Source organism: Aquibium sp. A9E412, assembly GCF_030398335.1.
Lineage (GTDB): Bacteria > Pseudomonadota > Alphaproteobacteria > Rhizobiales > Rhizobiaceae > A9E412.
Map to the genome: position 1 here is coordinate 110,106 of NZ_JAOAOP010000001.1, position 13,720 is coordinate 123,825.

Sequence of the window (13,720 nt, forward strand, 5' to 3'; positions counted from 1 at the left end):
CCGGGGCGAAGCGATGCTGACGCGCAAGCAACACGAACTGCTGCTGTTCATCCACGAGCGTCTCAAGGAGACGGGCATCCCGCCCTCCTTCGACGAGATGAAGGAGGCGCTCGACCTCGCCTCGAAATCCGGCATCCACCGGCTGATCACGGCGCTCGAGGAGCGCGGCTTCATCCGCCGGCTGCCCAACCGGGCGCGCGCGCTGGAGGTGGTGCGGTTGCCCGAATCGATCGCGCCGGGCCTCGGCGGCGGCCGCCGCTTCTCGCCGAGCGTCATCGAGGGCAGCCTGGGACGCAGCGAGCCGGTGCGCAAGCCGGCGGCCAAGGCGGCCGAGGCCGAGACGGCCGGCGCCGTCTCGGTGCCGGTGATGGGCCGCATCGCGGCCGGCGTGCCGATCGACGCGATCCAGCACCAGACGCACAGCGTCACCGTGCCGCCGGACATGCTGACGGGCGGCGAGCACTATGCGCTGGAGGTCAAGGGCGATTCGATGATCGAGGCCGGCATCTTCGACGGCGACACGGTGATCATCCGCCAGACGCAGACGGCCAATCCCGGCGAGATCGTCGTGGCGCTGGTCGACGACGAGGAGGCGACGCTGAAGCGCTTCCGCCGCAAGGGCGCCTCGATCGCGCTGGAGGCGGCCAATCCGGCCTACGAGACGCGCATCTTCGGTCCCGACCGCATCAAGGTGCAGGGCCGGCTGATCGGCCTGATCCGGCGCTACTGAGGCGCAGGCCGGACGGGCCGCCGCCGCGCGTCCCTGCCCTCGGCGCGTCCGCCGGAAGGCGTTGCCGGGCGATGCGGCAACCGGTTTGCCGTGCGGAAACGCGACGTATCGGGTGTGCGAGCCGATCTGCGATTCGCCCGGAAAGCGCGCCAGCGCCGGGGCGGAAGGGTGTTGGCGGTCCGCACCCTTCGACGCCGCCGCCGCCGCCCTGGCCGCGGCTTTTCGGGGCGTTTCCAGCCGAAGTGGACACCGGTTCGCCGTCCGCAAACGCGGCAAAGCAACAAGTTCGAGCCGATCTGCGATTCCATGAAGAGCAGAACGGCTCTGGCAGGTCCGCCGGCGTGGTGCGGAGGGCTTGCAACCGGAGCGCCGGGCGGTGCGACGGCCGGTTTTCCATGTGCAGCCGGCCTCAGTCGTCGCGACGGTAGGGCGGCAGGCCGCGCGCGGCGCGGCCGTATTGCCGCTGGTCGTGCCAGGGCCGGCGGGCAGCGCCGATGGCATAAGTGACGATGGCGTGCGGCCGGCCGTCGCGGACGGCAAAGCGCAGCGCCGCCGCGCCCCGGCGTGCCAGGTCGCGCTTGGTCAGCACCGTCGCGCCGCGGCCGCAATCGAGCCGCGCGGTGGCGTCGTCGACGACGATCACGGCGGCCGCCGCGCAGTGGGGCCGCGCGGCCGCCGCGTCGGCCGCATGCACGACCAGCGCGCCGGAGGCATGGCGCGCCAGGCACAGCGTCTCGCTGCAGACGAAGCGGCCGTCGGGCGGCAAGGCGGGCGATCCGGCGGCCGACGCCGCCCCGGCCGGAGTCGACGGCGCCGGGCCGTCGGCGTTTGCCGGCGCCGGCCGATCCGCCGCGCGCGGGCCGACATGGCCGTCGGCGCCGAGCGCGCGCAGCCAGTTGTCCATCAGAAATCCGTTCGGCCGGGCGCGGTTGACCGCCACGCTGCCGGCCGGCATGCGCAGGGCGACGAGCCGGCCGTCTTCGGCGACGAGCGCGTCCGGCAGGTCACGCGCGACGATCAGCGCCAGCCCGGCGGCCGCCAGCGGCAAGGCGGCGAGCCTGAGCCGCGTGGTCGCCACGCTCGCCACGACGAGGGCCGCGGTCAGCGCGAGCACGGCGGCGGCCGGTATCGCGCCGGTCTCGTCGAACAGCGTGTTGCGCGAACACCATTCGGCGACCGCGATCACCGCGGCGAGCCCCTTGCCCATCACGTAGAGCGGCAGGGCGTCGAGGCCGAAGGGCAGCAGCGCCAGCGCGAAGACGGCGGAGGGCATGACGACGAGCGAGACGATCGGCATCGCCGCGAGATTGGCGACGAGCCCGAGCGGCGCGGCGCGCTGGAAATGCCAGACGCCGAAGATCGTCGTCGCCGCGCCGGCCATCAGCGAGGTCGCTGCGAGCCCGGCGGCGTAGAGGACGACGAGCCGCGCGGCGCGCGCGGCCGGCCCGCGCTCGACCAACGGCCGCTGCGCATGGCGGCGCTCGCGCCGGGCGTTCCACGCCGCGTAGCCGGCGATCAGCGCGGCGGTCGCGGCGAACGACATCTGGAAGCTCGGCCCGACGATCTCGTGCGGCGCGAGGGCGAGGATGACGAGCGCGGCGATCGCCAGGTTGCGCATGGTGATCGCCGCCCGGTCGGCGAGCACGGCGGCCAGCATCACCGCCAGCATGATGAAGCTGCGCTGGGCGGCGACGGCCGCGCCCGACAGGGCGAGATAGAAGGCACAGGCCGCGAGCGCCGCCGCGGCGGCGTATTTCTTGACCGGGCGGCGCGCGGCGAAGCCGGGAAAGGCGGCGCAGCCGAGACGGATCGCGCCCATCACCGTGACGGCGAACAGCGCCATGTGCAGGCCGGAGATCGCCAGGATATGAGCCAGGCCGGCGCGGCGCAGCGCCTCGTTGACCGGCTCGGGAATGCCGGCGCGCACGCCGGTGACGAGGGCGGCGGCGATCTCGCCCTCGGGGCCGGCGACGCGGGCGCGCACCCGCTCGGCAAGTGCCAGCCGCAGCGTCTCGATCCAGGCGGCGAGCCGGGCGACCGGCGGCGCGGCAGCGTCGAGGGCGACCGGCACGGGATCGCGCAGGAAGAAGCCGACGGCGCCGAGGCCGGCGAAATAGCTCTCGAAGGAGAAGTCGAATCCGGACGGCCGCACCGGGCCGGAGGCGGCCATCAGCCGCACGAGGCCGCCGACCCCTGTGCCCGGCCGGATCGCCGGATCGACCCGGCGCGCCGTCAGCCGCACCCGCTGCGGCGCATAGCGAAGCTGCGGCCGCTCGGTCGCGGTGACGTCGACCGTCAGCCGGTAGCGGCCGCCGGCCTGGCGCTCGACGCGCACCACGCGGCCGGTCAGCCGGGTGGTGACGTCGGCGCCCAGCATGGCGGTGTCGCGGCGCGCGGTCTCGAACTGGCCGGCGGCCATGCCGGCGAGGAAGGCGAGCAGCGCGGCGGCGAGCGGGCCCGCCGGAAAGCGGTCGCGGACGACGAAGGCCAGCAGCGCGGCCAGGCCGATGCCGCTCGCCAGCGCGTGCGCGGCCGGCTCGACGGGCATGACGAAATAGCCGAGGGCACCCGCCCCCATCAGCACCGGCAGGCACAGAAAGGCGGCGCCGCGCTGCCATTCGCGGCCGAACGCGGCGGTCAGGCCGCGGCCGAAGGCGCCGGCACGGCGCGGCCGTGCAGGTCCGCGCGCCGCGTCGCGGCCAGGCACGGACGGTGCGCCGGGCCCGGCGGCCGCACCGCGCGGCGCGGGCTCGCCGGCGGCCGTCGCGGCCAGGTGCGGGCGCTCGTCGGGCATGGCGTGCCGGACCGGCCGGCATGCCGGCGATCCGCCCCAAACGCTTGCGCCCCAACCGCCCTATGCTACATGAGGCGCGGAAAAACGCCACCGAGGCGGCCGGCCGCGGCCGCCGCCCGTCCCCAAACAACGGAACGCTCATGACCGGGACCGTCGTCACCCGATTCGCGCCCTCGCCGACCGGCTACCTGCACATCGGCGGCGCCCGCACGGCGCTGTTCAACTGGCTCTATGCGCGCCACACCGGCGGCCGCATGCTGCTGCGCATCGAGGACACCGACCGCGCGCGCTCGACCGAGGCGGCGACGGCGGCGATCCTCGACGGGCTGGCCTGGCTCGGCCTCGACTGGGAGGGCGAGCCCTATTCGCAGTTCGCGCGCGCCGAGCGGCACCGCGAGGTGGCCGAGACGCTGGTCGAGAACGGCGCGGCCTACCGCTGCTACGCCTCGGCCGAGGAGCTCGAGGCGATGCGCGAGACGGCGCGCGCCGAGGGCCGGCCGCCGCGCTACGACGGGCGCTGGCGCGACCGCGATCCGGCCGAGGCGCCGGCCGGCGTCGCGCCGGTGATCCGCATCAAGGCGCCGCGCGAGGGCGAGACGGTCGTCGAGGACCGCGTGCAGGGCACGGTGCGCTTTCCCAACCGCGACCTCGACGATTTCGTCATCCTGCGCTCCGACGGCAGCCCGACCTACATGCTGGCCGTGGTGGTCGACGACCGCGACATGGGGGTCACCCACATCATCCGCGGCGACGACCACCTGACCAACGCGGCGCGCCAGACGATCATCTACCGGGCGATGGGCTGGGACGTGCCGGTGATGGCGCACATCCCGCTGATCCACGGGCCGGACGGCGCCAAGCTGTCGAAGCGGCACGGCGCGCTCGGCGTCGACGCCTACCGCGCGATGGGCCTGCTGCCGGCCGCACTGCGCAACTATCTGGCGCGGCTCGGCTGGAGCCACGGCGACGACGAGGTGATGTCGACCGAGGACATGATCCGCTGGTTCGAGATCGAGGACATCAACCGCGGCGCGGCGCGCTTCGACGTGCAGAAGCTGGAGGCGCTGAACGGCATCCACATGCGCCAGAGCGACGACGCAGCACTGCTGGCGCTGTTTGTCGACACGCTGCCGCACCTGCCGGGCGGCCCCGCCTTCGCCGCCAGGCTCGACGCGGCGGCGCGCGAGCGGCTGGCCGCCGCCCTGCCCGGCCTCAAGGAGCGGGCGCGCACGCTGGTCGAGCTGATGGACGGTGCCGGCTTCCTCGTCGCCGAGCGGCCGCTGGCGCTCGACGACAAGGCGGCCAAGCTCGTCGAGGCGGACGGCCGCAGCGTCCTGGCGGGGCTCCTGCCGCGGCTCGAGGCGCTCGCCGAATGGAGCGCCGAAAGCACCGAATCGGCGGTGCGCGCCTATGCCGAGGAGGCCGGTCTCAAGCTCGGCAAGGTCGCCCAGCCGCTGCGCGCGGCGCTGACCGGGCGCACCACGTCGCCGGGAATCTTCGACGTCCTGGCCGTTCTGGGCCGCGACGAAAGCCTCGGCCGCATTCGCGACCAGGCCGGCTGAGGCGGGCGAAAGACGCTTGCATTGGCCCCCTGTTGCAGTGCAGCATCCGGCCGCCGGCCAGCTTGGCACGGGGTGTCAAATGCGCTAGCACAAGCCCGCGAAGCGGCATCGCCGTGCGCCGTTCTTGTGTGCGTGCCTGCGCCAAGTTTCCAATAAAAGAGGGTTTGTACGATGACCAAAGCGACTGCGAAGCTGGAGATTGGCGACAAGGCCCACACGTTCGACATCCGCTCGGGCTCGATCGGACCGGACGTCATCGACATCGGCGCGCTGTACAAGGAAACCGGCGCGTTCACCTACGATCCCGGCTTCACGTCGACGGCGAGCTGCGAATCCAAGATCACCTACATCGACGGCGACGAGGGCATGCTGCTGCATCGCGGCTACCCGATCGAGCAGCTCGCCGAGCAGGGCGACTTCCTGGAGGTCTGCTACCTGCTGCTCTACGGCGAGCTGCCGACCAAGGTGCAGAAGGACGACTTCGACTACCGGGTCACCCACCACACGATGATCCACGAGCAGATGTCGCGCTTCTTCACCGGCTTCCGGCGCGACGCGCACCCCATGGCGGTGATGTGCGGCGTGGTCGGCGCGCTGTCGGCCTTCTACCACGACTCGACCGACATCTCCGACCCGCACCAGCGCATGGTCGCCTCGATCCGCATGATCGCCAAGATGCCGACGATCGCGGCGATGGCCTACAAGTACCACATCGGCCAGCCCTTCGTTTATCCGCGCAACGAGCTCAGCTACTCGGCCAACTTCCTGCACATGTGCTTCGCCGTGCCGTGCGACGACTACAAGGCGAACCCGGTGCTGGCGCGGGCGATGGACCGCATCTTCATCCTGCACGCCGACCACGAGCAGAACGCGTCGACCTCGACGGTGCGGCTGGCCGGCTCGTCGGGCGCCAACCCGTTCGCCTGCATCGCGGCGGGCATCGCCTGCCTGTGGGGCCCGGCGCATGGCGGCGCCAACGAGGCGGCGCTCAACATGCTGGCCGAGATCGGCAGCGTCGACCGCATTCCCGAGTTCATCGAGCGGGCCAAGGACAAGAACGACCCGTTCCGGCTGATGGGCTTCGGCCACCGCGTCTACAAGAACTACGACCCGCGCGCCAAGATCATGCAGAAGACGACGCATGAGGTGCTCGGCGAGCTCGGCATCAAGGACGATCCGCTGCTCGACGTGGCCATGGAGCTGGAGCGCATCGCGCTGACCGACGACTATTTCATCGAGAAGAAGCTCTACCCGAACATCGACTTCTATTCCGGCATCACGCTCAAGGCGCTCGGCTTCCCGACGACCATGTTCACCGTCCTGTTCGCGCTGGCGCGCACGGTGGGCTGGATCGCCCAGTGGAAGGAGATGATCGAGGACCCGAACCAGAAGATCGGCCGGCCGCGCCAGCTCTACACCGGCGAGCCGCAGCGCGACTACGTGCCGATCGCCAAGCGGTAGCGGCCGCCGGGGCCGAGGAGACACCGCGAAAGGGCGCCGCTGCGGCGCCCTTTTTCGTTTCGGTCAGCGCTGCGGACCGGCCGCGATGCGCGACAGCACCACGTCGGCGGCGAGCGCCCCGGTCGGCCGCGCGGTGGCGAGCGCGCGCGCCACGGCGGCGAAGCCCGCCTTCTGCATGCGGCGCATCGGCGTGTCGGCCCATAGCTGCTCGATCTCGCGCACGAGGATGTTCGGCCGCAGGAACTGGTTGTAGTGCTCGGGCACGATCGGCCAGTCGGCGATCAGGTTGGGCAGCGAGGCCGACCAGGTGGTGATGAGCCGCGACAGCGCGCCCCACAGCGGGTCGGTGCGGTAGGCCGCCGTCAGCGGCACGCCGGCGAGCGCCAGCTCGAGCGTCACCGTGCCGGAGCAGGCGAGCGCGGCGTCGGCGGCGCCGAAGGCGGCATACTTGTCGGCCGGACCGGCGAGGATGCGCGGCCGCCGCAGCCAGCCGGCCGTCAGTCGCTCGACCTCGGCGGCGACATGCGGCACGGTCGGCAGCACGACCTCGAAGGCGTGGCCGCGTCCGGCCAGAAGCGCGATCACCTCGCCGAACGGGCCGGCCAGGCTGCGCACCTCCGAGCGGCGCGAGCCGGGCAGAACCAGGAGCGTCTTCGGCGCGTCGGCGGGCGGCACGGTGCGCTCGCGCTGCGCCCGCGCGGCCGCCTGCAGCCGCTCGTCGCGGCTCAGCCGGTGGCCGACGAAGGTGCCGGGCGGGCCGCCGAGGCGGGCCAGCGCCTCCGGCTCGAAGGGCAGCAGGCACAGCACGTCGTCGACATGCGGCCGCATCTTCGGCGCGCGGCCTGGCGCCCAGGCCCACACGCTGGGGCAGACATAGTGGACGATCGGGATCGACGGATCGGCGGCGCGCACCTTCTTGGCGACGCGCAGGCCGAAGGCCGGGCTGTCGATGGTGACCAGGCAGTCCGGCCGGGCGCGCACCACCGCCTCGGCGGTCTCGCCGATGCGCCGCACCAGGCGCGGCAGGTCGCGGACGACCGCCGTCACGCCCATCAGCGCGATGTCGCCGGCCGGAAACAGCGAGGCGAGCCCGAGCGCCTGCAGGTGATCGCCGCCGACGCCGGCCAGCGCGACGTCGCGGCCGCTGGCGCGCGCCAGCGCCTCCACCAGGTCGGCGCCGAGCAGGTCGCCCGATTCCTCGCCGGCGACGACGGCGATGCGCAGCGGCTCAGCCATGGCCGTCCCTGCCCCGCTCCGGCAGGCCGTAGAGGAACAGGCCGGCGCGGTCGGCGCGCTCGACCGTGCGCGCGAAGTCGAGCACGAAGGCGCGGCCCGCCTCGACGGCGATGCCGGCAAGCCCCGCCGCCTTGGCGCCGTCGACGGTGGCGGGACCGATGGCCGGCAGGTCGGAGCGCAGCTCCTGGCCGGGCTTGGCGCATTTGACGAGGACGCCGCGCCGGCGGCCGGCCAGTCGGCCGTGGTCGCGCAGGTCGCGCACGCGCGCCAGCAGGCCGTCGGTGCCGTCGATGTCCTCCAGCGCGATGGCGCGGCCGCCGATGGCGACGGCGCCCTGGCCGATGTCGAGCGCGCCGAGCGTGCGCGCGGCCTCGGCCGCCGCCGCGATGTCGCGCCAGTCGGCGCGCGTCGGCCGCTTGCGGCTCATCAGCCCTTCCGGCGCCGTGAGATCGGGCACCAGATCGTGCGCGCCGACCACCGTCAGCCCGCGCCGCTCGACCAGGGCGATGATGACACGCAGCAGGCCGTCGTCGCCGCGCGCATAGGCGGCAGCGAGGCGCGGCAGCAGCGTCAGAACGTCGAGGCCGAGGCGCAGGCGGTGGATCGCGGGCCGGCGGGCGACGCCGCCGGCCAGCACCAGATGGGTGATGCCGGCCTGGCGCAGCAGCGGCGGCGTGGTGCCGAGACGCTCGAGCGGAACCGGCCGCACGGTGGCTCCTTCGGGAAACGCGGCCGCATCGGCCTCGCCCTCGATGGCGAGCACCAGCGGCGTGCGCCCCTCGGCGACGAGCCTTTCGGCGACGTCGACCGGCAGGCGGCCGCTGCCGGCGACGATCGCCACGCGGTCGCCGGCGGCGAGCGCGGCGCGCGCCTTCGTGTCAGGCCGCGTCATCGTCGGCGGCCGCCCCGGCGGCGGCCGGCACGGTGAGATAGCGGCGCTGGCGGTCGCCGATGAAGTCGAGCATGTCGCGCACCGGGGCGAAGTCGCCGTGCTCGGCGCGCACCGCGGCGATCGCCTCGGCGAGCGGCCGGTCGCGGGCAAACAGCGCACGGTAGGCCTGGCGCATGCGCGTCAGCTCGCTGCGCGTCATGCCGCTGCGCTTCAGCCCGACCAGGTTGAAGCCGCGCAGCACCGCGCGGTCGCCGGCCGCCATGCCGTAGGGGATGACGTCGCCGACGACCATGGCGAGCCCGGCGAGAAAGGCGTGGTGGCCGATGCGGACGAACTGGTGGACGGCGGCATAGCCGGAGACAATGACGTGGTCGCCGATCTCGACGTGGCCGCCGAGGCCGGCATAGTTGGCCATGGTCACGTCGTTGCCGAGCGCGCAGTCGTGCGCGACATGGCTGTTGGCCATCAGGAAGCAGCGGTCGCCGATGCTGGTCAGGGCGCGGCTGGTGTCGGTGCCGGCATGCACGGTGACGCCCTCGCGGATCGTGCAGTCGTCGCCGATCACCAGCGCCGAGCGGCCGCCCTCGTGCTTGAAGTTCTGCGGCGGCGCGCCGAGCACGGCCGTGGGGTAGACCGTGCAGCGGCTGCCCAGCGTGGTGTCGCCGAGGATCGCGACATGGCTGACCAGCCGCGTGCCCGGGCCGAGCCTGGCGCCGGCCGAAACGGTGCAGAACGGGCCGACGCTGACGCCGGCGCCGAGCTCGGCGCCCGGCTCCACCACCGCGAGGGGATGGACCGAGACGGCGTCCGCCATCTCAGCCCTGGTCCGCGTCGGCGTGCGCCATCATGGCCGAGATCTCCGCCTCGGCGACCTTGGCGCCGTCGACCGTCGCGATGCAGGCGAAGCGCCAGATGGTCTTTCGCTGCTTGAGCTTGCTGACGTGGATCTCCAGCCGGTCGCCGGGCACGACCGGACGGCGGAACTTGGCCCCGTCGATGGTCATGAAGTAGACGACCGCCGGCGTGCCGCCGCCGGCCGCGTTGAGGCAGATGGCGCCGGCCGTCTGCGCCATCGCCTCGACGATCAGTACGCCCGGCATGACCGGCTGGCCGGGGAAGTGGCCGGTGAAATGCGGCTCGTTCATCGTCACGTTCTTGATGCCGACGGCCGAACGGTCGCCGTCGATGTCGACGATCCGGTCGACGAGCAGGAACGGGTAGCGGTGCGGCAGGAGCGCGAGGATGCGCTGGATGTCCATCGTCTCGAGCGTCTGGGTCGCGGGGGCGTCGGCGCTCATCGGCGGCCATCCTTCTGTTTCTCGACCAGGCTGCGGATCGCAGCGTATTCGCGCATCGCCTCGCGCAGCGGCCGTGCCGGCGACCCGCCCCAGCGCTCGCCGTCGGGGATGTCGGTCATCACGCCGCTCGAGGCGGCGAGCTGGACGCGCGAGCCGATGGTGACGTGGTCGGCGATGCCGACGCGCCCGCCCATCATGACGAAATCGCCGAGCGTCACGGAACCGGAGATGCCGCAATTGCCGGCGATCACGCAGCCGCGCCCGATGCGCACGTTATGGGCGATCTGCACCAGATTGTCGATCTTGCTGCCCTCGCCGATCACCGTGTCGGACAGCGCGCCGCGGTCGACCGTGGTGTTGGCGCCGATCTCGACGTCGTCCTGGATGACGACGCGGCCGATCTGCGGGATCTTCTCCGGCCCCTTCGGCCCGGCGAGATAGCCGAAGCCGTCCTGGCCGATGCGGCAGCCGGCATGCAGGACGACGCGGTCGCCGACGAGCGCGTTCGCGAGCGAGACGTGCGGTCCGACATAGCCGTCGCGGCCGATGCGGCAGCCCGCGCCGACGACGGCGCCGGCGGCGACGGTCGTGCCGCGGCCGACCGCCGCGCCCGGGCCGATCACCGCCCCGGCCTCGACGGTGGCGCCCGCCTCGATCTCGGCGTCTCCGGCGACCACCGCACGCGGCGAGACGCCGGTCTCGCCGGTGACGGATGCAGGCACCAGCGCCTGCGGATACATGGCGCGGGCGACGGCGACGAAGGCGCGCTGCGGCCGTTCCGTCACCAGCCCGGCGATGCCGGCCGGCACCGCCTCGGTCAGGTCGGGCGTGCACAGAACGGCGGCCGCCCGCACGGCCGAAAGCACGGCCGCGTGCCGCTTGCCGTCGGCGAAGACCAGCCGCCCGGCGCCGCCCTCCGACAGCGCCGCGAGCCCGCGCACGACGACGCCGGCCTGGCCCTCGTCAAGCAGCCGGGCGCCTGTCAGGGCGGCGATCTCGCCGGCCAGGAACTGGCGCGAGGGAGTGAAGAACACCGGATCGGTCATGTCCGCCTTCCGGCGCGGGCCGCCGGGCCCGCGCCCGCTCGGAAACGCCTGGGGCTCGGCGCGTTCCGACACTGCCGGAACGCGCGCCCTATCTCTTTGCCATTGCATCGCTGTCGGCGAAAGACCCGCATCCGCCTGGTCGCACGATGCTCTAGAAGCGCGTGGAGACGCCGAAGCTGAAGTTCTGCACGCGGTCGGTCGGTTCCTTGAGGATCGGGAACGCGTAGTCGAGACGCAGCGGCCCGAACGGCGAGGCCCAGATCAGGCCGGCACCGACCGACGCGCGCCAGGCCATGGCGGTGCCGCTGGTGTTGGCGAGATCGCTGCCGAACAGCGTCGCCGCGTCGGCGAAGACCGCACCGCGCACGCCGAAGCCCTGCGGCAGGACCGGCAGCGGGAACTGCGCCTCGGCCGTGGCGTGCAGGTAGCTCTTGCCGCCGACCTGGCGAAGCTCGCCATTGCCGTCGGGCTGAACCGGCCCGATGCCGTTGTAGTCGAAGCCGCGGATGATGCGGTCGCTGCTCTCGAAGTGATCGAAGACGCGCAGGCTGCCGCTGTAGGCCTCGACATGCCCGCCGCCGGCACGCACCAGGCCGACCACGTCGAGCTCTTCCGACAGCGTGCGGTAGTAGTTCGCCTGGCCCGTCACCTTGACGAACTTGGCGTCGCCGCCGACGCCGGCGAACTCCGTCGTCGTCGAGGCGTAGAAGCCGTCGCGCGGGTTCTTCGGGTTGTCGAGGGTGTTGTAGACCAGCGTGCCGCTGATCGACGACTTGACCCAGGTGCCGAAGCCGATGGCCGTCTGCACGGACGGCGGCACCGGACAGGGCGTGCCGGAGCCCGGCTCGGGGTCGGTACAGACCGCCTGCGCGCCGCCACTGTAGGCGTAGCTCTCCTGCGAGTAGTTGTAGGCCACCTGGGCGGCGAGCGCCTCGGTGATCGGCAGGCCGAAGCGCACCGTGCCGCCGGTCGTCTCGCTATCGTAGCTCGAATACTCGCGCGTCTGGCGGAAGATGTCGAAGCCGGCCGCGATGCGGCGGCCGAGGAAATACGGCTCGGTGAAGGAGAAGTTGAAGTCGCGCGAGTTCTGGCCGCCGGCAACCGCCACGCGGATGTACTGGCCGCGACCGAGGAAGTTGCGCTCGGCGACCGAGCCCTCGAGCGTGAAGCCGCCGCCGGTGCTGCTGCTCTGGCCGGTCGCATAGCCCGCGCCGATCGAGAACTCACCGGTCGCCTTCTCGATCACGTCGACGACGAGAACCACCTGGTCGGGCTGCGAGCCCGGCACGGTGGCGATGTTGACGACCTCAAAGAAGTCAAGCGCCTCCAGCCGGCGCTTCGCGCGCTGCACGAGCACCTGGTTGAAGGCGTCGCCCTCGCTGAGGTCGAACTCGCGGCGGATGACGTAGTCGCGCGTGCGCGTGTTGCCGCGGATCTCGATGCGCTCGATATAGGTGCGCGGCCCCTCGTCGATCGAATAGACGATGGAGATCTCGCGCGTCTCGAAGTTGCGGTCGCCGCGCGGCGTGACCTGGGCGAAGGCGTAGCCGCGGCCGGCCATCGTCTCGGTCAGCTCGATCAGCGTGTCCTCGACCTTCTCGGCGCTATAGACGGCGCCCTGGCGGGTCTTGATGTCGGAGCGCAGGCTGGTCGTGTCGACGCCCTCGATGGTCGTCTCCACGTCGATGGCGCCGAAGGTGTAGCGCTCGCCCTCGTCCACCGTGATGGTGATGACGTACTCGTTCTCGGTCTCGTTGAGGTCGGCCGACGACGAGATGACGCGGAAATCGGCATAGCCGCGGTTGTAGTAGAAGCGGCGCAGCGTCTCCTCGTCGGCGCGCAGACGGTCCTCGTCATAGACGTCGTTGCGGAACAGGAAGGAGAACAGGTTCGAGCGCTTGGTGGCGATCACCTCCTGCAGGCGGCGGTCGCTGAAGGCGTTGTTGCCGACGAAGTTGATCGACGCGATCTTGGTGCGGCCGCCTTCCTGGATCTCGAAGATCACGTTGACGCGGCCCTCGTCGAGCTCCTGCACGCGCGGCACCACGGTGGCGTCGTCGCGGCCGACCCGGCCATAGGCCTCGCGGATGGTCTCGGCGTCCGCCTCGAGCAGCGCCTGCGAGAACGGCCGGCGCGGCTGGAGCTGCACCTTCTGGGCGAGCTCGGCGTCCTTGATCTTCTTGTTGCCCTGGAAGAGCACCTGGTTGACGATCGCGTACTCCTCGACCTCGACCACCAGCGTCGAGCCCACCTGGTTGATGGTGACGTTGGCGAACAGGCCGGTGCCGAACAGGCGCTTGACCGCCTCGTTCAGGTCGCCGCGGTCGAACGGGACGCCGGGCTGCACGGCGATGTAGTTGCGGATCGTCTCGGCATCGACGCGCCGGTTGCCGCGCACCTCGATGCGACTGACCGTCGCGGCCTCCACGACCGACACGGATGCGAGGTGAGCGACGACCGCACCGGGAATCGCCACGCCGACCGAAAGGGCGACCGCCGAGGCGGCGCTCATGAACCTGGAGGCTGCCTTCATTGGGCTGTAGAACCTTTTTTCTCTATGTCCCCACGTCGAGAAAACCGGCCATCGCGGTCTAAGTCCCCACCGTAATAGCCGGATTTTCCATACACGCAAGGCTTCTGGTTAAAACGCATTTACTAATCCCGAGCGCGTGGCATTCGCGTCACGCCTATCGATCCGCAT

At 72.1% G+C, this 13,720-nt stretch carries 10 protein-coding genes; 3 read left to right on the forward strand and 7 right to left on the reverse strand.

The genetic code is table 11. The annotated features are described in order from the left end of the window. Positions 1-13 precede the first annotated feature (13 nt). Positions 14-730 carry a transcriptional repressor LexA gene (gene lexA, locus N1F89_RS00520; RefSeq protein ID WP_290080466.1) on the forward strand — a complete coding sequence of 239 codons (717 nt, stop codon included), beginning with the start codon at positions 14-16 and terminating at the stop codon, positions 728-730. A 409-nt stretch (positions 731-1,139) separates the two neighbouring features. On the opposite strand, the gene N1F89_RS00525 is transcribed toward lexA, so the two are convergent. After that, a complete protein-coding gene (locus tag N1F89_RS00525; protein ID WP_290080468.1) occupies positions 1,140-3,437 on the reverse strand; it encodes a ComEC/Rec2 family competence protein in 2,298 nt (765 codons plus the stop codon). A 227-nt stretch (positions 3,438-3,664) separates the two neighbouring features. Between N1F89_RS00525 and gltX the strand changes: the two genes are divergently transcribed. Together gltX and gltA are read left to right on the forward strand one after the other, a co-directional pair. Further along, positions 3,665-5,086: a glutamate--tRNA ligase gene (gene gltX, locus N1F89_RS00530; protein ID WP_290080469.1), complete on the forward strand. Its 1,422-nt coding sequence runs from the start codon at positions 3,665-3,667 to the stop codon at positions 5,084-5,086. 171 nt (positions 5,087-5,257) lie between these two features. Beyond that, complete coding sequence (gene gltA, locus N1F89_RS00535; protein WP_290080470.1) at positions 5,258-6,547, forward strand: citrate synthase; 1,290 nt, start codon at positions 5,258-5,260, stop codon at positions 6,545-6,547. 63 nt (positions 6,548-6,610) lie between these two features. Here the strand turns inward: gltA and N1F89_RS00540 are convergent, their stop codons facing one another. The 6 genes from N1F89_RS00540 to bamA form a co-directional block, all read right to left on the reverse strand. Beyond that, positions 6,611-7,783 carry a lipid-A-disaccharide synthase gene (locus N1F89_RS00540; RefSeq protein WP_290080471.1) on the reverse strand — a complete coding sequence of 391 codons (1,173 nt, stop codon included), beginning with the start codon at positions 7,781-7,783 and terminating at the stop codon, positions 6,611-6,613. After that, positions 7,776-8,675 carry a UDP-2,3-diacylglucosamine diphosphatase LpxI gene (lpxI, locus tag N1F89_RS00545; RefSeq protein WP_290080473.1) on the reverse strand — a complete coding sequence of 300 codons (900 nt, stop codon included), beginning with the start codon at positions 8,673-8,675 and terminating at the stop codon, positions 7,776-7,778. Before lpxI ends, N1F89_RS00540 begins: the two co-directional genes overlap by 8 nt. Next, on the reverse strand, positions 8,662-9,489 hold the full coding sequence (gene lpxA, locus N1F89_RS00550; protein ID WP_290080474.1) for an acyl-ACP--UDP-N-acetylglucosamine O-acyltransferase: 828 nt from the start codon (positions 9,487-9,489) through the stop codon (positions 8,662-8,664). Before lpxA ends, lpxI begins: the two co-directional genes overlap by 14 nt. Position 9,490: 1 nt before the next feature. Further along, positions 9,491-9,973 (reverse strand): 3-hydroxyacyl-ACP dehydratase FabZ, encoded by a 483-nt coding sequence (fabZ, locus tag N1F89_RS00555; RefSeq protein ID WP_290080476.1) that lies wholly within the window; start codon positions 9,971-9,973, stop codon positions 9,491-9,493. After that, on the reverse strand, positions 9,970-11,019 hold the full coding sequence (gene lpxD / locus N1F89_RS00560) for a UDP-3-O-(3-hydroxymyristoyl)glucosamine N-acyltransferase (RefSeq protein WP_290080478.1): 1,050 nt from the start codon (positions 11,017-11,019) through the stop codon (positions 9,970-9,972). The genes fabZ and lpxD overlap by 4 nt, the downstream gene beginning before the upstream one ends. 151 nt (positions 11,020-11,170) lie before the next feature. Then, entirely contained in the window at positions 11,171-13,552 is a 2,382-nt protein-coding gene (gene bamA / locus N1F89_RS00565) for an outer membrane protein assembly factor BamA (protein ID WP_290080479.1), read from the reverse strand. Positions 13,553-13,720: the final 168 nt, after the last annotated feature.